Source organism: Acidovorax sp. JHL-9 (assembly GCF_000426205.1).
Taxonomy (GTDB): Bacteria; Pseudomonadota; Gammaproteobacteria; order Burkholderiales; family Burkholderiaceae_C; genus Acidovorax; species Acidovorax soli.
Map to the genome: position 1 here is coordinate 245,189 of NZ_AUEX01000003.1, position 21,044 is coordinate 266,232.

Genomic DNA, 21,044 nt, shown 5'->3' on the forward strand with positions numbered 1-21,044 from the left:
TCGTCTACTCCAGGTGAAAAGCCAGGCGCAGCGCGCGGGCCGCATCGGCATGGGCCTTGCGGGCCTCAGGGATGGCGCGGCCCATCTTGATGAATTCGTGGGTCACGCCCCGGTAGATGTCCAGGTCCACCGCCACACCGGCCAGGCGCAGCTTGTCGGCGTAGGCTATGCCTTCGTCCACCAGCGGGTCGCATTCGGCCAGGCCAATCCAGGCGGGAGCCACGCCCTCCACATCGGGCGCATGCAGCGGGGCAAAACGCCAGTCCTCGCGCTGCTCGCGGCTTTGCACATAGTGGCCAAAGAACCAGCTGATGGCGGGTTCCTCCAGCACCAGGCCGCGCGCAAAGGTCGCGTGCGAAGGTGTGTCCTGGTGCGCCGCGCAGCCAGGATAGATCAGCAGTTGCAGCGCCAGCGGCAGGCCCGCATCGCGTGCCAGGATGGCGTTGACGGCAGCCAATGTGCCGCCAGCGCTGTCGCCGCCCACCGCCAGGCGCGCGGGGTCTGCACCCAAGTTCCGGGCGTTGGCCGCGAGCCACTGCAATGCATCCCAGGCATCGTTGCTGGCCGTGGGAAAGCGGTGCTCCGGCGCCAGCCGGTAATCGAGCGACACCACCATGCAACCGGCCAGGCGCGCCAGCTCGCGGCACAGGATGTCGTGCGTGGCGATGTTGCCGATGGTGAAGCCGCCCCCATGCAGATACAGCAGCAGCGGCAGGCCCGTGTCGGTGGACGGCGCATATAGCCTGGCAGGCAACGCATGGCCGTCGCGGGCCGGAAGCTGGAAATCCTCCACGCGCGCCAGGGTGGCCTTGGGTACCTCCAGCACATCGGCGCCGGCCTGGTAGGCGATGCGGGCATCCTGTGGGGAGCGCGTATGCAGCGGCGCATGGCCCGCTCGGGCCATGCGTTCCAGCACGCTGCGCATCTGGGAGGTCAGGCGGGTATGGTGAATGTGCAGATCGGTCAACGGTCAGGGTCTCGAACAAAAGCCCGCGCAGCGCGGGCCGGATCAACAAGGGGATGGATCTACCTGAAGCTCAGCCGCACAGGCGTTGCACCCGGCAGGCCGTCATAAGTGGTGGTCACCGACAACCCGGCCCTCGGCGGCAGCAGCGGCGAGAACGAGCCCAGGCTGATCAGGTCACCCGGCTGCATGGCCAGCCCCTCCTGCGCCAGCGCACCGGCCAGCCACACCACGGCGTTGAGAGGATGGTCCAGGATGTCGCTACCCTTGCCACCGCCCAGGCGCGTGCCCGCGCCATCGGTCAGCGACACGTTCATGTCGGCCAGCGCCCTGAGCATGGCATAGCGCTCGGCACGGTAGGCGGGCACGGCCAACGGCGCACCGGCCACGCCCAGGCGTGCACCCACGTTGATGGCACTCACGCCCGCGCCGTTGAGCTTGGTCGGGGCCTGCACCATGAGGTCGGGCAGTTCGATGAACGGGATGACCTGGTCCACCGCATCCAGCACTTCCATGGGCGTGCGGGCCTGGTTGATGGCGGCGCTCTTCACGCGCACCAGCATGTCGGCCTCGTACAGCGGACGGGCACCAAACGCCGCATCCACCGTGGCGCCGCTCTGCAGCACCATGCCTTCGTAGAGCTTGCCCCATACGGGCTTGTCGGTGTGGAAGCGCTTTTGCACCGCCGGGTTGGTCAGCCCCGCCTTGTAGCCAATCACCTTGCCCAGGCGCTGCGCCAGCAGCTGGTTGAGCTTGCCGCGCGTGCAGGCGCCATCGGCTTCGGACAGGTTTTCAGGGTTGGCGGCCGGAGTCCTGGCGACATAGTGGGCCACCAGGTCAGCGGTCTGGGCATCGGTCAGGCACTGGGCCTGGGCGGCTGTCGCACAAGCGACGGCACAGGCCAGGGCGGTGAGGGTTTGCTTCATGGTCATGCGTGTCTCGGGGTTGTAAAGTGTTTGCAAGCATCGTAAACGCAACTCCACCCACTGCCATGGCTTTCATCTACTACGTCACCCAGGTCCAGTTTGAATTCGGCGCCGTCCAGCTGCTCCAGCAGGAATGCGAGCGCGTGGGCATCACGCGCCCGCTGATCGTGACGGACCCCGGCGTGAAAGCCGCAGGCATTCTGCAAAAGGCGCTGGACGCCCTGCCCGGCATGACCGTCGCGGTGTTCGACCAGACCCCGTCGAACCCCACCGAAGCCGCCGTGCGTGCCGCCGTGCAGATGTACAAGGCCCAGGGCTGCGACGGCCTGATCGCCGTGGGTGGTGGCTCGGCCATCGACTGCGCCAAGGGCATTGCGATTGCCGCCACGCACGAGGGACCACTCACCCACTACGCCACCATCGAAGGCGGCTCGCCCCGCATCACCGAGCGCACCGCGCCACTGATTGCCGTGCCGACCACCAGCGGCACGGGCAGCGAGGTGGCGCGCGGCGCCATCATCATCGTGGATGACCACCGCAAGCTCGGCTTTCACTCGTGGAACCTGGTGCCCAAGACCGCCATCTGCGACCCCGAACTCACGCTGGGCCTGCCCCCCATGCTCACGGCCGCCACCGGCATGGATGCGATTGCGCACTGCATGGAGACCTTCATGTCGGCCGCGTTCAATCCCCCGGCCGACGGCATCGCGCTCGACGGCCTCACGCGCGGCTGGGCCCACATCGAGCAGGCCACCAAAAACGGCAGCGACCGCGACGCGCGCCTGCACATGATGAGCGCCAGCATGCAGGGTGCCATGGCCTTCCAGAAAGGCCTGGGCGCCGTGCACTCGCTCAGCCACAGCCTGGGCGGCGTGAACCCGCGCCTGCACCACGGCACGCTCAACGCCATGTTCCTGCCCGCCGTGGTGCGCTTCAACGCGCAGGCCGAGTCGGTGCAAAAGGACAAACGCCTGGAGCGCATGGCCCATGCCATGGGCCTGGCCGCAGCGGGCGACATCCCTGAAGCCATCCGCGGCATGAACGCCCGCCTGGGCCTGCCCACCGGCCTGGCGGCCATGGGCGTGACCGAAGGCATGTTCGACGACATCATCCAAGGCGCGATGGCCGACCACTGCCACAAGACCAATCCGCGCATCGCCACGCCCGAGGAATACCGGGACATACTGGCGCAGTCGCTCTGAGCCTGGGCAGGGAGCCGGCGGCGCACGCCAAAAGCAGTACGCCGCGCACATCGCGGGCCACGGCAGCCCTGCCGGCCTCAGAGCCTGTTTACGATCTCCCAGGGGTCCCCTGCGAGATCGTAAACAGGCTCTCAGACCATGTAGTCGGAAGCCTCGGGCCGTACGGTCCAGTCGATCGGGTCTTGCTGGAGCACCATGTCGATGTCATAGCCCAGCATCAACCCCACCTCGCCCGGGAAGGACACAGCCATTTCCTTTTCGCCCATGTCGGCCTCGCGGACGCGGGCGCGCCACGATGCCAGGTGGATCACCCCCGCCAGCGGCTCGTAGGCGTTGTTGTCGAGCGGAGCGCTCTGGTGCTGCAGGGCGTCCACCACCACTTCAGGAAACTGCCAGCGCTGCGCCAGCCCGGCGCTCACGCTGCCATAGCAATAGCCCAGAACGCGCTGCTCGATCTTGGCCCGCCGCATATCGAACGGCGACATCAGCGCGTTGATCGGCAAGATGATGTCCGGTGCGGCCAGGTGCATCAGCAGCTCGCCCAGCGCATGCAGCAAGCCTGCGGTGTAGGCGGCAATCTGGTTGTGGTGGCCGATGCCCGCCAGGGAACGGGCCAGCTTGGCCGTATTGAGGCTGTAGCGCCAGAACTGCTGCATGTTGATGCCCGGCACCGAACGCGAAGTGGTACCCAGCGGCGCGGACGAGACCAGGGTCCGCAACTGCGCCACACCCAACAGCGCCAGCGCCTCGGGGATGCCGACAATCTGGCGCTGCATCTGGAACGCCGGCGCATTGGCCACCTCCAGCAGCCGCGCGGCCAGTGCCGGATCGGTGCCAATGAGCTGGTTGGCCCGACGCAGGCTGGGCTCCTCATGGCCCAGTTCGGTCATCAGCAGCGCCACGGCGCGCGGAAGACTGGGCAGAGCCACAGGGTGTGCCAGCAGTGCGTTCAGCTCCATGGGGTACAGCGCCTCCGGTTGAGATGCTGGCGATTATGTACCCGGTTGTTACCGATTTTTGGCCTGCAACTTGGCGAAGGCCGAGGCCATGGCGGACTGCTGTGCCGGCTCGGGCGCACGGCGCTGGGCCTGTGGCTGCTGGTAGCCGCGCCCTGCCCCTTCAAAGCGGTTGTCGCGTGGTGCGCCCCGGTCGCCAGATGGACGCGGTGGCGCATCGCCCAGCTTCATCGACAGGCCGATGCGTTTGCGCTCCACGTCCACTTCCATGACCTTGACCTTGACGATGTCGCCGGTCTTGACCACCTCGCGGGCGTCGTTGACGAACTTGTGCGCCAGCTGGCTCACATGCACCAGGCCGTCCTGGTGCACCCCGAGGTCGATGAAGGCACCAAACTGGGCCACGTTGCTCACGGTGCCTTCCAGGATCATGCCTTCCCTGAGGTCCTTGATGTCTTCCACACCATCGTTGAAGCGCGCCACCTTGAAGTCCGGGCGCGGATCGCGGCCGGGTTTTTCCAGTTCGGCCAGGATGTCCTTGACAGTGATCACGCCGAACTTGTCGTTGGCAAACAGCTCGGGCTTCAGGGTCTTGAGCATGTCGGCACGGCCCATGAGCTCGGCCACGGGTTTGCCCGTCTTTTCCATGATCTGCTCGACCACGGGGTAAGTCTCAGGGTGCACGCCGGTCATGTCCAGCGGGTTCTCACCGCCACGGATGCGCAGGAAGCCCGCACTCTGCTCGAAGGTCTTGGCACCGAGACCCGCCACGTCCATCAGCTGCTTGCGGCTCTTGAACGCACCATTGGCCTCGCGCCAGCGCACCACGGCCTTGGCGACGCTGCCCGACAGGCCCGACACGCGGGAGAGCAGCGGCACGCTGGCCGTGTTCAAGTCCACACCCACGGAGTTCACGCAGTCTTCCACCACCGTGCCCAGGGTGCGCGCCAGCTCGCTCTGGTTCACGTCATGCTGGTACTGGCCCACGCCGATGCTCTTGGGATCGATCTTGACCAGCTCGGCCAGCGGGTCCTGCAGGCGGCGCGCAATGGAAGCGGCGCCGCGCAGGCTCACGTCCACGTCAGGCATCTCTTGCGAGGCGTATTCGCTGGCGCTGTACACCGAGGCACCGGCCTCGCTCACAACCACCTTCTCGATAGCTGCTCGCGCTTGATCCGTCTGCGCTACAGGCACTTTTGACATCAATTTGATGAGCTCGGCCGCCAGCTTGTCGGTCTCGCGGCTGGCCGTGCCGTTGCCAATCGCGATCAGGTTCACGCCATGCTTCTCACACAGCCTGGCCAGCGTGTGCAGCGCGCCATCCCAGTCGCGGCGCGGCTCGTGCGGGTACACGGTGGCGGTTTCCACGAGCTTGCCGGTGGCGTCCACCACGGCCACCTTCACGCCGGTGCGGATGCCGGGGTCCAGCCCCATCACCACGCGCGGGCCGGCAGGTGCCGCCAGCAGCAGGTCGCGCAGGTTGTCGGCAAACACCTTGATGGCGACCTTCTCGGCATCGTCGCGCAGGCGGGCGAACAGGTCGCGCTCAGTGGAGAGGCTCAGCTTCACGCGCCAGGTCCAGGCCACGCATTTACGCAACAGGTCGTCGGCGGGGCGGCCTGCATGGCTCCAGCCCAGGTGCAGGGCGATCTTGCCTTCGGCAATGCTGGGCTTGCCGGGTTCTGGCTCCACCGGCAAGACCAGCTTGGCTTCGAGGATTTCTAGGCCCCGGCCGCGGAACACGGCCAGCGCACGGTGCGAGGGCACGCGGCCGATGGGCTCGTCGTAGTCGAAGTAATCGCGGAACTTGGAGACCTCGGGGTCGTTCTCGTTCTTGCCTTCGACCTTTTTGCTGCGCAGCAGGCCCTCGGCCCACAGCCATTCGCGCAGGGATTGCACCAGCACGGCGTCCTCGGCCCAGCGCTCGCTCAGAATGTCGCGCACACCGTCGAGCACGGCGGGCACGGTAGAGAAATCGGCACCCGGCTTGCCATCGTCCAACACTTCGGGCGGCCTGGTAAATGCCGCGGCTTCCCTCGCGGGGTCGAGCATGGGGTCGGCAAACAGCTTGTCGGCCAGCGGCTCGATGCCGAACTCGCGCGCAATCTGGCCCTTGGTGCGGCGCTTTTGCTTGAAGGGCAGGTAGATGTCTTCCAGCTCCTGCTTGGTCGGCGCGGCGGCTATGGAAGCACGCAGCGCGTCGGTCAGCTTGCCCTGCTCGTCGATGCTCTTGAGCACGGCGGCACGGCGGTCTTCCAGTTCGCGCAGGTAGGACAGGCGTGCTTCCAGCTCACGCAGCTGGATATCGTCGAGCCCGTTGGTCACTTCCTTGCGGTAGCGCGCGATGAAGGGCACCGTGGCGCCGCCATCGAGCAGCTCCACAGCGGCCTTGACCTGTTGCTCGGTGATCCGGATTTCTTCGGCAATCTGCCGGACGATCTTTTGCATGGCGTTCTATTCTGCGGACACATCAACGGGAAAAGCGGGCGAGTGTGCCACATGCGACGAACCTGGCCGCGCCAGCGGAGCCGGGCGTCTTGCGCGCAATAGCTCCTCTTTTGATAGCTGCAAGATATATCCAGAAAAGCGTTTGCGGCATTTTTCAGGGTGAATCACACCAGGATTGGCAGCACCCGGGGCGCCCAGCAGGCCACACCACCGCTATCCGAGCCGAGCTATGCGCCGTGCGCCCCCTGGCGCAGCGGCTGGGGCGCACCATCGATTGGCAGCACCACGCGAATGCAGGTGCCGCCCTCCTCGGGCCGGACCAGTTCCAGAGCCCCGCCCATCTGCACCGCCCGGCGGCGCATGCCCTCCAGGCCAAAGCCCGGCGGCCGGGTGCCAGAAGCCGTGGATGCCTCGGGCAGGCCCCGCCCGTTGTCGCAGACCTCCAGGCACCATGCGCCCGGTTCCCCGACATAGTGCAGTCGCACCGCCACCTGCGTGGCCTGCGCGTGCTGCAGCACGTTGCTCAAGGCTTCCTGCGCGATGGAGACCATGTGCTGGGCGCGCGCACCACAGGGCGTTGCAATGCCATCTGCGGCCTGGACCTGCCACGCCATGCGGATGCCACGCCGGTCCAGCACCGGCTGCATGCGGTGGCGCAGGCGCGCCAGGCGATCGGCGAGCATGTCGGCACCGCTGTCCATCGAATCCACCACCAGGCGCAGGTCCAGCAGACACTGCTCCAGCGCCCGCAGCGCCTGCGAATGGGCTGGCACTTGGGGGTCCAGCAGCCCCATGGTGTTGACCAGTTGCGAGCCAACGTTGTCATGCAGCTCCCGGGCGATGCGCTGGCGCTCGGCCTGCACTTCGGCACTGGGGCGGGGATTGCGCCGTGGCCGCCACTGCAGGGCGCGCGGAAGCTGGACCAGGATGAGCAGCCCCAGCAGAGTCTGGCCAATGAGCTGGACGGCCACAAGCCACTGCACGGCGGGGGAGTTCAAGGCCCAGAAATGCCCCACCAGCAGAAGACCCAAGATCCATTGCACCAGCCAGAGTGCCAGGCAGGCCAGGGCAAAACGGGGCGGGCTGGTACGAAACATGTCGGCACATTCGCGGCAACCGCGGCGCCTAGAACAGCCCCCGCAGCGACGCAAACCGCACAGCCTGGGCGCGGGTACGCACCTGCAACTTGCGGTAGATGTTACGAATGTGCGTGTTCACCGTCATGGTGCTGATGCGCAGGTTGGTGGCAATTTCTGCGGTGGTGTAACCGCCGGCCACCATGCGCAGGACATCCTTCTCGCGGTCGGACAAGAGCTCGGCTTCGGCGGGCTCCTGGCGCTTGGGCGGATCGGCATGGGTCTTGTCAAACCGCTGCAGCAGGCGGCGCGCCAGGGTGGGCGTGATGGACGCACCGCCATTGACCACCTGCAGCACTGCCTGCGCATAGTTGCCAAACCACGAGTTCTTGCCGAGGTACCCGGTGGCACCCAGCTCGAAGGCGCGCAGCACTTCGTCTTCGTTCTCCATGACGGAGATCACCACCGCCTCGGCCGAGGGGCGCACGGTCTTGAGGTAATCCAGCAGCTCGAAGCCCTCGCCGTCACCCAGGTGCAAATCCACCAGCAGCACATCGAACTCGTGCTGCTTGATGGCCTTGCGCCCCTCGCGCAGGCTGGACGCCTGCGCCACCACCAGGGTGCGGGGGTCCGCCATGAGCTCTTGTGCAATCACCAGGCGGATATGCGCATCGTCATCCACCAGCAATACCCGCACCGGGTGATCTGTCTGCCCCACCAGGAAATCAGGCCATACGGACGCCAAGCTGCCATGCCCGACCAGGTGCCCCTCACCGGAACCACTGTCGTGCGACCCGGAGGAAAGCCCGGCCATGCTGTGCTCAGTGGAAACGATGGTCATACAACCTCCAAATGGGTGCAAAACCCCTGCACGGGGCACTCACTCTCACGCGCAACATCCTGATGCCGACACTAAAAGAAACAGCAACAAACATCTACACCCACAAATACCAATTTACATACGTTTCACAAGTTACAAATAGGAACTACCTGGGTCGCATGCAACCGCGCCCTGCCGTCACAGAGGCGTTGTGCGTCGCGCCTGGTCTGCACCGAGCGCTTGCGAGAAAGGCTGTTGCCCGTGGTGTCTGGCGCAGGCAGTAGGCCCGTCGGGCGCACGGTGCAGATGCGTTGACCACGCCCCACGTCCCCCCGTCCGGCGTTCTTTCGTCACTGCGTGGCGCGCAGACGCAGCGAACTGCACACACCCGCCACCACCGCAAAGGCCGCGGCAAGCAGCAAGGCCACCCATTCGCCTGTGCCATCGTGCGAGGGCCACAAGGTAAAGATAGTGGCCAGCAAAACCGCCCCCATGGTCTGCCCCGTCAACCGGGCCGTGCCCAGCATGCCGCTGGCCGCGCCGCTGCGGTGCAGCGGGGCCGAGGTGACGATGGTGTGGTTATTGGGCGACTGGAACAGCGCAAAACCCGCGCCGCACAGTGCCATGCGCCAGACCATATCGAAGGCAGACGGGTCGGCCGGCAAGGCCGCCAGCAAGAGCAGGCCGCAGGCGAACACGCCCATGCCGATGGCCCCCAGCAGGCCATCCGCGCAGCGGCCGATCAGGCGCCCCGCGATCGGCGCTGTCACCACGATGGCCACGGGCCAGGCCGTGATCAGCAACCCCGCCTGCAAGGGAGTGCGGCCCAAGCCCTCCAGCAGCAAGAAGGGCAGCACCAGATAGGCCAGGGTTTGCGCACAAAACGCGCCCACCGACGACCCCATGGACAACGCAAACACCGGAATGCGCAGCAGATCCACCGGAAACAGGGGTGCAGCCAGGCGCCACTGGCGGCGCAGGTACACCCAGCCCACCACCACACCGGCAGCCAGCAAGCCCCAGGCCTCGGACGAGGCGCCGGCCCGCCCCGCGCTGTGGGCAGCGCCCAGCCGCTCTCCCCCCACGAAGATCAGCGTGAACATCAGCACGTTGAGCACGACATCCAGGGCCGCAGGGCGGGGTTGCACCACCGCGCTGGGTGGATTGAAGGGCAGCGCCCGCCATCCCAGCCACAGCGTCAAGGCCCCCAGGGGCAGGTTGAGCGCAAAAAGCCAGGGCCACGGCGCCACGGACAGGATGCCGGCAGCCACCGAGGGGCCAGCCACCGAGGCCAGCGCCACCACCATGGAATTGATCGCCAGGCCGCGCCCCAGTTGCGCGCGCGGATAGGTCAGCCGCACCAGGGCGGCATTCACGCTCATGATGCCGGCCGCACCCAGCCCCTGCACAGCCCGGGCCACAATCAGCGTGGCCAGCGAATCGGCCAGCATGGCTCCTACCGACGACAGCGCAAACAGCGCCATGCCGACGAGGTACACGCGCCGATACCCCAGTCGCTCGCCCAGCGATGCCAGTGGCAGCAGCATGACGAGCGTGGCGATCTGGTAGGCATTGACCACCCAGATCGCGTGGGCCGCGCTGGCATTGAGCTCGCGAGCAATGCCCGGCAGGGCCAGGTTGACGACGCTGCCATCGAGCACTGCCATCGCAATACCCAGAATGATGACCAGCATGGCGCGGTTGCGCGCTGGCAGGGGCAGGCCGTCGGTTGGCCCGTTGTCGGCCTGGCTGGCCTGGTTGGCTTGGTTGGCTGGATTCATCGGTTCAGACGCCACTGCTTGGCGCCACGGAGGGCTCGCAGGCTCAGTCGGCACGCAATGCTGCGCGCAGCTGCGCTCCCAGCGCGGGCTTGTCGGCAAAGGGATCGGTGGGGTTGCGGGCCTGCAGTATGTCTTCCATGCGGGTCTGCACTGCGCCTATCGCCTTGGGATGGCTGTAGATATAGAACTGGTTGGCCGCCACGGCATCGAACACCTTCTGTGCCACTTCGGCGGCCGTCACCTTGCCGGCGCTGACGGCCTTGTTGATCATGGCCTGGCCGATCAGCTGGCTCTGGGTGGGCTGGTCACCCGCCAGCCCATCGGGGCGGTTGCGCTGGCTTTCGTTGATGCCCGTGGCCACGAAATACGGGCACAACACGCTGGCGCCCACCTGGTCCGTCACCAGTGAAAGATCCTGGTACAGCGTTTCCGACAGGCTGACCACGGCGTGCTTGCTCACGTTGTAGATGCCCATGTTGGGCGGGGCCAGCAGGCCCGCCATGCTGGCGGTATTGACAATGTGGCCGCGCCACTGCGGGTCCTTCCTGGCCGCCTCCAGCATCATGGGCGTGAACAGCCGCACGCCGTGCACCACGCCCATGAGGTTCACGCCCAACACCCATTCCCAGTCTTTCACCGAGTTTTCCCACACCAGGCCGCCCGCACCCACGCCGGCGTTGTTGAACACGAGGTGCGGTGCGCCAAAGCGCTGCGCCACATCCACAGCCAACTGCTCCATCTGGGGGGCGCTCGAAACATCCACCTTGCGGGCCAGCACCTGGGCGCCTGCCGCCTGCATCTCGGCAGCAGCGGCATCGAGTGCGTCCTGCTGCACATCCACGAGCACCAGGTTCATGCCCAGGCGGGTACCAATGCGCGCGCATTCCAGGCCAAAGCCCGAGCCTGCACCCGTCAATACCACCGTCTTGCCCTGAAAGTTTTCAATCATGTGCGCTCCTTCATTTGTCTGCTTGCGAATGGGTGGGTACGGCGGAAACTGGCGCTGCCCGTCGCGCGGGACGCCGAGCAAGGGCCGCCCCGCTGCGAAGGCATCGTCCCCCTCCCCGGCGAAGCCGAGAGAAGGGGGAAGCGGGGCAGCCGCTCAGGGGGATGCCCTCAACACATAGCCGATGCGGGGAAAGTGCACATGCACCGTGCCGGCACGCGGATCGGTGCGGCGCAGGCTGTAGCGCGTGCGTGTGGCGGCGATGAGGGTGCCGGCGGTGGGCTCGGTGCCAAAGCTCTCGGCCGCCACCGTGACCTCGTCCCCCAGCGCAATGCCGTGCTCGTCCTGAAAGACGTCGTTCACCACCGGCAAGGGTTCGGCACCGGCTGCCACCGTGATGGCGTCGGCGGCGCTGAATTTCTCCATGCGGCCGTGCCCCAGGGCCGCCACCCGGTCCATCCACTCCAGCACGGCGGGCGTGGCCTGGAAGATGTCGGCCATCACCGGCACGCACTGGCGCGTGAACCACAGCGGGTGGTAAGCGGCAAAGTCGGCCACGCAGGGCTCGGCGCCAAAGGTGAAATCATGTTCTTCCACCATGTGCGCCAGGCGCCGCAGATACGATCGGTAGGCCGCCGTGGCGTCCTGCGGGCGCAGACGCAGCATGCCGGCGCTCATCTGGCGGCGGTCTTCGCCAAAGGCCTGGGCCGCCTGGGGTGCCACATGGGCAAAAAGCGCCTGGGCACCGCGCGGTTGCAGGTTGTAGGCCATGGCGCTCTGGAACAGGGTGCTGTCGGCCCACTGTGCAAACACGCGCGCCACGCCCTTGAGATGGGGTGGAAACAGCACCGGCTCGGGGTGCTCATGTTCGAGCACCTCGCAGATCAGCGCCGAGTCGCAGTAGATGTCGGCGCCGATCTGCAGAAACGGCGTCTTGCGGTAGCCGCCCGTGAGGGCCATCACATTGGGCTTGGGCGCGATGCTGGGAATGATCACCGACTTCCAGGGCAACTGCTTGAAGCCCAGCACCAGCCGGATCTTTTCCGAGAAAGGCGATGAGGGGTAGTGGTGCAGGATCAGGGCGGTCATGGGCAATCTCCAGCGCAAGCATTGAAACAGATGGCCGTGCAGGCATCAGCGCCGGCACTGCTCAGGGCGGGCTCCACAGCATCTCGATGTGGGGAATCCCATCTTCGAGGTAAACGTCAGACACCGCCACAAACCCCAGGCTGCCATAAAAACGCTGCAGATGCGCCTGCGCGCTGATGCGCACCGCCCTGCCCGGCCAGACCTGTCGGCAGCGGTCCAGCCCCTGCACCATGAGCGCGCGCCCCATGCCGCCGCCACGCGCCGCGCGGGCCGTGACCACGCGCCCGATGGAGGGCTCGGGGTAGTTCACGCCCGGGTCCACCACGCGCAGGCAGGCCTGCAAGGCCCCGGCATCGTCATACCCCAGCAGGTGCCAGGATTGCTTGTCCGCACTGTCCGGGTCCTGGTAGGGCCCCTGCTCCAGGATGAACACCTTGCAGCGCAGGGCCAGCGCATCATGCAGGGCATGCACGCCCAGGTCGTCGAAGCGGGCCCAGGTCCAGCGCAGCACGGGCGGCAAGGCAGCCATGTTCAGACCAGCTTGACGAGCTGCTTGCCGAAGTTCCTGCCCTTGAGCAGGCCCAGAAAAGCCTCGGGTGCCGCCGCAATGCCTTGCGCAATGGTCTCGCGCGGGCGCAGCTTTCCGGTGCCCACCAGGGTGCCCAGCTCTTGCAGTGCCTCGGGCCACACCTCCATGTGCTCACTCACGATGAAGCCTTCGACCTTCATGCGGTTGATCAGCATGAGCGCGGGGTTGGCCATGGGCAAGGGCTGGCCGTCGTAACCGGCGATCATGCCGCACAGGGCGATGCGGCTGAAGGCGTTCATGCGCAGCATCACGGCGTCCATGATCCATCCACCCACGTTTTCAAAGTAGCCGTCGATGCCGTTCGGGCAGGCATCCTTGAGGGCCTTGGACATGGCCTTCACGTCGCTGTACACCTTGTAGTCAATGCACACGTCAAAGCCCAGCTCTTCCACCGCATAACGGCACTTCTCGGCGCCGCCCGCAATGCCCACGGCGCGGCAGCCGCGCGCCTTGGCCAGCGCGGCAAAGGCGCTGCCCACGGCACCCGTGGCGGCGCTCACCACCACGGTGGCGCCCGCCTTGGGCGCAATGATCTTCACCAGGCCATACCAGGCCGTCACGCCCGGCATGCCCACGGCGCCCAGGTAGTGCGACAGCGGCACATGGGCAGTGTCCACCTTGCGCAGCGCGCCCACGGCATTGCCATCGACCACGCTGTATTCCTGCCAGCCGCCCATGCCCACCACCTTGTCACCCACGGCGAACTTGGGGTTTTGGCTCTCGGCCACTTCGCCCACGGTGCCGCCGATCATCACCTCGCCCAGCGGCTGCGAGGCCGCGTAGCTCTTGCTGTCGTTCATGCGGCCACGCATGTAGGGATCGAGGCTCAGGTAATGGTGGCGCACCAGCACTTCGCCCTCCTGGAGCGCGGGGGTGTCAGTGGCCACCAGCTTGAAATTGCTGGCCACGGCCTCGCCCTGGGGGCGGTTGTCGAGCACGATTTGTTGATTGCGTGGCATGAATGGCTCCTTGTTGCTACTGTTTTAATAGCCAATTGCGCTTATAAATTGCGCGCAATAGCCCGATTTGATTCAAAAATAGTTCGGCGCATCCAGCGGCCGGAGCCCCCATCAATCCGTCGAAATCACCCGCTGCCCATCGGCTTGGGCGGACTGGCGCCGCACATACTTGAACGTGCCCGTGGCCTGGCTGCAGACACGGCCTTCGGCGTCGAACACCGTGCCTTCGACAAAAGCGATGCTGGCGGTACGGTGGATCAGCCGCCCCTTGGCCACCAGCGGCCCGCGCGCGGGTTGCATGAAGCTGGTCTTCATCTCGATGGTGACCACGCCAAAGTCGGGCGTATCACTGCGCGCCGCCGTGGCCAGGGCCACATCCAGCAAGGCCATCGTCGCGCCGCCGTGGGTCACGCCAAATGAGTTCAGGTGCTCGGGGAGCGCTTCGTAATGCAACTCGGACTCGCCCCCCGCCATGCGGTGCAGTCTGAAACCGAGATGGCTGACAAAGGGGATATCGGCACCAAAATTCAACACAAGCAACTCCAGGGTTTAAGAAAAGACACAAAGAATAGCCCTTGTGCCGCGGTGGCAACATGGGCGGCCAGCATGGGCACATGGCCCCTGGGGCCGTCCACCGCAGCACGGCACCGGTCCAGCCAGCAAGGCCGTCTGCACCGAACACGCCACCCTCGAAAAGGCAGCGCCCGCAGGCTCAGCCACCGGCGACCACGCTCACCCCGCCATCCACCGCCAGCCACTGGCCGGTGATGTGCTTGCCCGCGTCCGAGGCATACAGGGCACACAGGCCCTTGAGGTCTTCGTCGTCCCCCAGGCGGCCCAGCGGTGCATGGGCAGCCAGCGCCTCTTCGCCCATGGCCTTCAGGGTGCCCACCGTCATCCGGCTGGGGAAAAACCCCGGGCAGATGGCGTTGACGCGGATGTTGTACTTGCCCCATTCGGCGGCCAGCGCCCGCGTGAAATTGATGACCGCGCCCTTGGACGTGTTGTAGGCAATGGTGTTCATGCCGCTCGGGTTGCCACCCAGGCCCGCGATGGATGCCACGTTGATGATGCTGCCGCTGCGCCGCGCAATCATGTTGTGCTTGGCAATGTGCTGGCTCAGGATGAAGTAGCCGCGCACGTTGAGGTTCATCACCTTGTCCCAGGCATCGACCGGGTGGTCTTCGGCGGGCGCACCCCAGGCAGCGCCGGCATTGTTGACCAGGATCTCCACATCGCCCATGCGCTGCAGGGTTTCGTCGGCCAGGCGGCGGATGTCGGCCTCTTGCGCGCAGTCTGCGGCGATCCAGCGTGCATCGATGCCGGCGGCCTGCAGTTCGGCCGTGGCCTCTTCCAGGTCCGACGCCTTGCGCGAACTCAGCATGATCCGGGCACCGGCTTCCCCCAGCGCGTGCGCCAGCTGCAGGCCCAGCCCGCGCGACCCCCCGGTGACAAGGGCCGTCTTGCCGGTAAGGTCAAACAATTGTTGGATGGTGCGGGTCATGTCTTGTCTCCTGTTTTGAAAGGGGTCTCTGCCAGCAAGCGGTCCGGCAATGCACAGCGCTGCATTGTGCGTGGGCAAAGCAGGGGAATCTGTCGCCTGGGCGATTGGCAACCACCCCACCGAGCCCAACCATGTGCCGGTGCCAGGCTCGCGGGCCCTACGAGGTGCAGCGCTGGCGGGGCTCGCCTCGATTCGTTGCCACAGGCAAGGCTGACCGGTTGAATGGACCGCCCGGCGCGCCATGCGTTGCCGGGCCATTCATCAGGGCAAAAGAGCGTGCAGGGCGCTACCGCAAAGCGCCTGAAGCCCTTCATTGCGAAGCCCAAAAACCCGGCAAAACCTGCGTTACAGCCAACCACACGGTGTTGTATGGTGTGGGTCGGATTCAGTGACCCGAGGCGCCCATGAACTCTGTCGATGACCACCCGCGCAGCCTTGCGGTTGCCGTGGGCCTGGTGGTATTGCTTGTCGTGTATGGCTCGCTGTACCCCTTCCAATGGAACCTCTCCAGCCCGCAGGCCTTTATCTGGCGTGGCCGCGTCGGCCTGGTGGATCTGGTCGAGAACATCGTCTTGCTTCTGCCGCTGGGTGCGCTGCTGGGTTGGGCCGCGCAGGGCCGCCCGCGCAGGTTGTTCATTTTTGCCACCTGGTGGGTGGTGGCGCTGGTGCTGGCAAGCGTGCTGCAATGGCTGCAGAAATACCTGCCCCGCACCCCGGCCCTGTCAGATGTGATCTTCAACATGGCGGGCTACACGCTGGGCTGGGTCGCCGGGTTTGCCGCGCGATGGCGCGTGGGGCACTTGCTGCGCCGGCACCAGGGCTGGGCCGATGCAGACCGGTACACGCTGGTGCTGATCGCCCTGTGGTGGGTGGCCGAGCTGTATCCGCTGATTCCCACACTGGATGTCTCGTCGGTGGCGCACAACATCAAGTCCCTGTGGCAGCAGGACATGTGGCAGCCACGGCGCATGCTGTTGCATGTGGGCATGGCGGTGATGGGCTTGTCGGCCGTGGCACACCTGGCCCGCAGCGCCCACCTGGCGCACCGCGCGCGGGCATCGGCCCTGGCGGCGGCGATGGCGCTACTGGCCGGCAAGTTCGTGGTCGCGGGCCAGTCACCCGGCCTGGCCGTGGTGCTGGGCATAGTCGGCGGTTGGTTGCTATGGCGCTGGATAGACACCTGGGCGCCCGGGGGGCGCTGGGCCGCAGCGGCATGGGCGGCCCTGGCCACCTACCTGCTCGACGCCCTCTGGCCCTGGGCGTGGCGCACGCCACCGGACGACATGGCCTGGATGCCTTTTGCCTCGTCGCTCTCGACCTGGGTGCAGTCTGCCATCACGGCGCGCGCCTTGGAATGCCTGTGCTTTGGCGCCATGCTCTGGAGCACGGTGCGCAACGGGGCCTTGCTGGCAGGCATGACCCTCTGCACGGCGGTGCTCGCTTTGGTTTGCGAATGGACGCAGCGCTACCTGCCCACCCGCACGGCCGAAATCACCTCGGTGCTGCTGGCCATTGGCATGGGCTGGCTGCTGTCGGCCTGCAGCCCGGCGCGCGGTGCGCGCAGGGCTGCGGTGTGAGCGTTGCCCTAAAACGCTTCTTCGCTGAGCGCGGCGCAGGTGGCATCGCGGCGGTTCACCACGTTGAGCCAGGCGCCAATCTTGGGCAGTTCGTAATGGTAGAAATAGCGTGCAGCACCCAATCTCCCTGCGCTAGAAGCCACTGAAAGCGCAGCATCTGCACGCAGCGTGGCCAGTGCCACGTCCAGCCAGGTCCAGGCCAGCACCGTGTGGCCAAAGGCCTGCATGTAGGGCACGGCGTTGGCCAGGGCCTCCGCCGGGTTGCCAGTGGCCCAGGCGGCCTGCGTGGCGGCTTCCACCTGCTGCAGGGCATCACCCAGCTGCGCCGCATAGGACGCCAGCGCGGGCACGGCGGCGGCCTGCGCCATGGTGGCCTGCATGCGCGCGGCCAGCAACTGCAGGCCCCGGCCGTTTTCCATCAGCACCTTGCGGCCCAGCAGGTCGGCCGCCTGGATGCCGTGCGTGCCCTCGTGGATCATGTTCAGGCGGTTGTCGCGCCAATACTGCTCCACCGGGAAGTCGCGCGTGTAGCCATAGCCGCCGTGGATCTGGATGGCCAGCGAGTTGGCCTCCAGGCAGAACTCGCTGGGCCAGCTCTTGGCGATGGGGGTGAGCACTTCCAGCAGCAGGCGCGCCTCGTCGGCGGCCTCGGCAGCGCCGGTGTGCTGCTCGTCCACCAGACGGGCGCAGAACAGGTTGAGCGCCAGCGCGCCCTCGCCGTAGCTCTTTTGCGCCAGCAGCATGCGGCGCACGTCGGCGTGCTCGATGATGCGCACCTGGGGCTGGGCGGCGTCCTTGCCGCTGGCACCCATCAGGCGACCCTGCGGGCGGTTCTTGGCGTAGTCCAGGCTGGCATAGTAACCCGCCAGGCCCAGCATGGTGGCGGCCATGCCGATGCCGATGCGCGCCTCGTTCATCATGTGGAACATGCACGCCAGGCCCTTTCCAGGCGGGCCCACGAGATAGCCCACCGCTCCCGCCCTGCCCTGCACCGGGTACTTGCCTTCGCCAAAGTTGAGCAGCGTGTTGGTGGTGCCGCGCCAGCCCAGCTTGTGGTTCAGGCCCGCCAGCGCCACGTCGTTGCGCACGCCGGTCAGCTGGCCCGCGGCATCCACCAGCTTCTTGGGCACGATGAACAGCGAAATGCCGCGCGTGCCCGGCACCAGCTTGCCATCGGGCCCCGGAATCTTGGCCAGCACGAGGTGGACGATGTTCTCCGACAGTTCATGCTCGCCCGACGAGATCCACATCTTGTGGCCCGTGAGGCGGTAGCGCGGGCCGAGCGGGTCGGCCTCGAAGCCCTCGCCATCCGGCACGGCGCGCGTAGCCACATCGCTCAAGGACGAGCCCGCCTGCGGCTCGCTCAGGCACATGGTGCCCGAGAAGCGCCCCGAGAATTCATTGAGCGCAAACACCTGCTTCTGCAGCGGCGTACCGTGCACCATGAGCAGGTTGGCATTGCCCACGCTCAGCAGACTCGAGCTGATGCTGATCGAGGCCACGGCAAAGAAGGCATTGGCCGCCGCATCCACCGTGTAGGGCAATTGCATGCCGCCAATGTCGTAATCCTGCGCCGCGCTGAGCATGCCCGAGGCGGCATAGGCGTCGTAGGCATCCTGGGTGGCCTGCGGCAACGTGACGCGCTCGCCGTCGAAATGCGGCTCCTGCACATCCACCGTGCGGTTGAACGGCGCGTACTTCTCGCGCGCGATGCGCTCGCAGGTGTCGAGCACGGCATCAAACGTCTCGCGCGAATGGTCGGCAAAGCGCTCGCGCGCATTGAGCGATTCGGCCTGGAGCCAGTCGTAGAGCAGGAAATCGAGGGTGGAGCGCAGGGAGGTCGTCATGCGGGAAATTATGGGAGCCGCATCGGGTTATCGCATGTCCGGTGGGTGACGCCGGCAGGCGGCACTGCGGGTCGGGTGACCGGAATCGACGGCGGATTCCACCGGTCGCCGCTTTGGTGAAGCGGACGTTCCGAATCCAATCGAAGCCGCATGTGGTTGCTTCAGGCGAGGCCCCTCCTATGTCCTGCGACACGCTGTACGCGCAGCCGTCACCAACGATGCGGCTGGATCGCTGCCTGGTCTCTCGTGTTGCCCCAGGAATTTTCTAGGCGACGCGGTCCTTCCATCGCTCCATCGTCAGTTGCTCCAACCCTTGTTGATAGCGCGCAGTGCTGCCGCCCAACGCGGACGTGGCATCACGCGCGGTTTCAAGGACCTGGCGGCATGCGGCCAGCATTGCGTCCGACGGTTCCAGTCGCGCTCGTGGGCCGGACACCGTCAGCGCGCCTTGCAACTCACCGTTGACCCCAAAGACTGGTGCTGCTGCCGAAGCAGTTTCGGGGTCGCGCTCGCCGTACGACACGGCCCACAGCTGCTCGCGAATCCCCTCGTAGCCCCGAGGCGGCGATGCGGAGAACGCGAGCAGAACCTTGCCCGACGCACCTTGGGCAACGGCGTACTCCTGCCCGATCTGCACGGACGCACGAACCGACCTTGCCGGCTCGGCGCGAAACAGCGCAATGCGCTTGTCGTCCTGCCTTACATAGAAGGAAGCCGTCTCGCCAGTGGCTGCACTCAACTGTTTGAGCAAGGGCTCAATGACATGCCCCACCTGGAAAGAGCGCTGGTAAATCGAAGCGAGTCGCAGTGGCTGCGGGCCCATGGAGTACTGGCCGTCCGGCAGTTTGCGAATGAAGCCGCCGTGCTCCAACGCACCGAGCAGACGCAGCGCCGTGCTTTTGTAAAGCCCGGTCCTCCTCGACAGCTCGGTCAAAGTGAGCCGGCCATCGTCGGGTCCGAAAGCAGCGAGCAGGGAAAACGCTTTATCCAGGACAGCAATGCCACTTGATTCGGCAGTGTTAGCAGGCGGTGGAGCGGTGGTCGATTCAGTCATGGAGGCATAGGACGGACGAAATGGCGCGCTGTCTTCAGGCAGCCAAGTCGAAGTGTGACACGCCGGCGCGGACGCACCGGCATGTGCCCAAAAGAAGGGTTAACCCGCATTCAAAAGGTCATTTTTGCTCGTATAGTTCTATCTAACGATTTTAAGTTCCATCCAATAGAACTTTAATGCACACTCCGGAAACGCAAGAATGTCCACCAGCAACTATCTGCCCGTTCGTGACGACTGGCTCGCGCTGCGCCAGGAGGCGGTTCTGGAGCCTGAGTTGCCCATCGTCGACGCGCACCACCATTTCTACGACCGGCCGGGTTGGACCTACCTCGATGACGAATACCTGGCCGACGCACGCTCGGGCCACAACGTGGTCGCGTCCGTCTACATGCAGGCGCTAACGCGGTACAAGCAGGAGGGGCCTGCGGCGCTCAAGCCCGTTGGAGAAACAGAGTGCGTCCACGCCATGGCACAGAAACAGGCCGAGGGCATCCCGCAAATCGCCAAGGGCATCGTGGGCCACGCCGACCTCCGGCTGGGCGAGGAAGTGCTTGAAGTGCTGGAGGCGCACGTGCAAGCCGGCGCGGGTCGTTTCAAGGGCGTGAGGCACCTCACGACTTGGGACGCGGATTCGTCGCTGGTCAATCCCCTGTCTGCAGTTCCTCGCGGCCTGCTCCTGGACAAGGCCTACGGCCGCGGCGTTGCCCAGTTGGCTTCGCTGCGGCTCTCCTACGACGCGTGGCTGTTCTTTCATCAGTTGCCGGAACTCTTCGAATTGGCCAAGTCGGTTCCCGATACCCCGGTTGTCGTCAATCACTGCGGCGGCATCGTCCGAGTCGGTGCCTACGAAGCACGTCGCCAGCAAGTCTTCGAGACCTGGCTGCATTCCATGCGACGGCTCGCCCAGCTACCCAACGTCTACGTGAAGCTGGGTGGACTGGGGATGCGCATCAACGGATTCGACTTCGTGAACCGCCCCGGGTTTCGTGGAGGCTGGTTGGTTTAAGTCAGGCCGCGATGGCGTCCTGATTGGCGAGTTGCCGGTAGTAGTTTGCCTCAGCCTCTGCAGGAGGTATGTAGCCCAGGGGTTCGAGCAACCGATGATGGTTGAACCAGGACACCCATTCGAGCGTCGCCAGTTCCACCGATTCCCTGGTTCTCCAGGGCGCCCGACGGTGGATCAATTCGGCCTTGTACAAGCCATTGATCGTCTCGGCCAAGGCGTTGTCATAGGCATCGCCGGCGCTGCCCACCGACGGCTCGATGCCAGCCTCGGCGAGCCGCTCGGAGTAGCGGATGGACACGT

Annotated in this window: 18 protein-coding genes and 1 pseudogene; 3 read left to right on the forward strand and 16 right to left on the reverse strand. The window is 65.9% G+C overall.

What is annotated here, in order from left to right; genetic code table 11:
• Nucleotides 1-4: 4 nt before the first annotated feature.
• Entirely contained in the window at nucleotides 5-925 is a 921-nt protein-coding gene (locus K225_RS0104050; RefSeq protein ID WP_238323183.1) for an alpha/beta hydrolase, read from the reverse strand.
• A 101-nt stretch (nucleotides 926-1,026) separates the two neighbouring features.
• On the reverse strand, nucleotides 1,027-1,896 hold the full coding sequence (locus tag K225_RS0104055) for a 2-keto-4-pentenoate hydratase (protein ID WP_026435222.1): 870 nt from the start codon (nucleotides 1,894-1,896) through the stop codon (nucleotides 1,027-1,029).
• 59 nt (nucleotides 1,897-1,955) lie between these two features.
• Between K225_RS0104055 and K225_RS0104060 the strand changes: the two genes are divergently transcribed.
• Nucleotides 1,956-3,092 carry an iron-containing alcohol dehydrogenase gene (locus K225_RS0104060; RefSeq protein ID WP_026435223.1) on the forward strand — a complete coding sequence of 379 codons (1,137 nt, stop codon included), beginning with the start codon at nucleotides 1,956-1,958 and terminating at the stop codon, nucleotides 3,090-3,092.
• 131 nt (nucleotides 3,093-3,223) lie between these two features.
• Here the strand turns inward: K225_RS0104060 and K225_RS0104065 are convergent, their stop codons facing one another.
• The 11 genes from K225_RS0104065 to K225_RS0104115 form a co-directional block, all read right to left on the reverse strand.
• Nucleotides 3,224-4,051: an HDOD domain-containing protein gene (locus K225_RS0104065; protein WP_026435224.1), complete on the reverse strand. Its 828-nt coding sequence runs from the start codon at nucleotides 4,049-4,051 to the stop codon at nucleotides 3,224-3,226.
• 48 nt (nucleotides 4,052-4,099) lie between these two features.
• The gene (locus tag K225_RS0104070; RefSeq protein WP_026435225.1) at nucleotides 4,100-6,496 is read right to left on the reverse strand and encodes a Tex family protein; all 2,397 of its coding nucleotides are present in this window, start codon (nucleotides 6,494-6,496) and stop codon (nucleotides 4,100-4,102) included.
• Between the two features lie 227 nt (nucleotides 6,497-6,723).
• A complete protein-coding gene (locus tag K225_RS20320) occupies nucleotides 6,724-7,593 on the reverse strand; it encodes a sensor histidine kinase (protein ID WP_051248657.1) in 870 nt (289 codons plus the stop codon).
• Between the two features lie 28 nt (nucleotides 7,594-7,621).
• The gene (locus tag K225_RS0104080) at nucleotides 7,622-8,413 is read right to left on the reverse strand and encodes a LuxR C-terminal-related transcriptional regulator (RefSeq protein WP_369794831.1); all 792 of its coding nucleotides are present in this window, start codon (nucleotides 8,411-8,413) and stop codon (nucleotides 7,622-7,624) included.
• Between the two features lie 329 nt (nucleotides 8,414-8,742).
• Complete coding sequence (locus tag K225_RS0104085) at nucleotides 8,743-10,173, reverse strand: MFS transporter (protein WP_026435227.1); 1,431 nt, start codon at nucleotides 10,171-10,173, stop codon at nucleotides 8,743-8,745.
• 43 nt (nucleotides 10,174-10,216) lie between these two features.
• Nucleotides 10,217-11,122: an SDR family oxidoreductase gene (locus tag K225_RS0104090; protein ID WP_026435228.1), complete on the reverse strand. Its 906-nt coding sequence runs from the start codon at nucleotides 11,120-11,122 to the stop codon at nucleotides 10,217-10,219.
• Between the two features lie 153 nt (nucleotides 11,123-11,275).
• Nucleotides 11,276-12,208 (reverse strand): glutathione S-transferase family protein, encoded by a 933-nt coding sequence (locus K225_RS0104095; RefSeq protein WP_026435229.1) that lies wholly within the window; start codon nucleotides 12,206-12,208, stop codon nucleotides 11,276-11,278.
• Between the two features lie 61 nt (nucleotides 12,209-12,269).
• Nucleotides 12,270-12,737 (reverse strand): GNAT family N-acetyltransferase, encoded by a 468-nt coding sequence (locus K225_RS0104100; protein WP_034711725.1) that lies wholly within the window; start codon nucleotides 12,735-12,737, stop codon nucleotides 12,270-12,272.
• Between the two features lie 2 nt (nucleotides 12,738-12,739).
• Nucleotides 12,740-13,756 (reverse strand): NADP-dependent oxidoreductase, encoded by a 1,017-nt coding sequence (locus tag K225_RS0104105; protein WP_026435231.1) that lies wholly within the window; start codon nucleotides 13,754-13,756, stop codon nucleotides 12,740-12,742.
• A gap of 111 nt (nucleotides 13,757-13,867) precedes the next feature.
• Entirely contained in the window at nucleotides 13,868-14,290 is a 423-nt protein-coding gene (locus K225_RS0104110; protein ID WP_026435232.1) for a PaaI family thioesterase, read from the reverse strand.
• Nucleotides 14,291-14,468: 178 nt separating this feature from the next.
• A complete protein-coding gene (locus K225_RS0104115; protein WP_026435233.1) occupies nucleotides 14,469-15,260 on the reverse strand; it encodes an SDR family oxidoreductase in 792 nt (263 codons plus the stop codon).
• A gap of 404 nt (nucleotides 15,261-15,664) precedes the next feature.
• Here K225_RS0104115 and K225_RS0104120 point away from each other — a divergent pair, with 404 nt between their 5' ends.
• Entirely contained in the window at nucleotides 15,665-16,837 is a 1,173-nt protein-coding gene (locus K225_RS0104120; protein WP_026435234.1) for a VanZ family protein, read from the forward strand.
• An 8-nt stretch (nucleotides 16,838-16,845) separates the two neighbouring features.
• Here the strand turns inward: K225_RS0104120 and K225_RS0104125 are convergent, their stop codons facing one another.
• Together K225_RS0104125 and K225_RS0104130 are read right to left on the reverse strand one after the other, a co-directional pair.
• Nucleotides 16,846-18,684 carry an acyl-CoA dehydrogenase gene (locus tag K225_RS0104125; protein ID WP_026435235.1) on the reverse strand — a complete coding sequence of 613 codons (1,839 nt, stop codon included), beginning with the start codon at nucleotides 18,682-18,684 and terminating at the stop codon, nucleotides 16,846-16,848.
• Nucleotides 18,685-18,949: 265 nt separating this feature from the next.
• The gene (locus tag K225_RS0104130) at nucleotides 18,950-19,738 is read right to left on the reverse strand and encodes an IclR family transcriptional regulator (protein WP_026435236.1); all 789 of its coding nucleotides are present in this window, start codon (nucleotides 19,736-19,738) and stop codon (nucleotides 18,950-18,952) included.
• Nucleotides 19,739-19,937: 199 nt separating this feature from the next.
• Here K225_RS0104130 and K225_RS20325 point away from each other — a divergent pair.
• A pseudogene (locus K225_RS20325) lies at nucleotides 19,938-20,705 on the forward strand (amidohydrolase); the annotation flags it as partial.
• 40 nt (nucleotides 20,706-20,745) lie between these two features.
• Here the strand turns inward: K225_RS20325 and K225_RS0104140 are convergent.
• Nucleotides 20,746-21,044 (reverse strand): integrase core domain-containing protein (locus K225_RS0104140; RefSeq protein ID WP_026435237.1); only part of this gene is annotated, 299 nt, incomplete at its 5' end.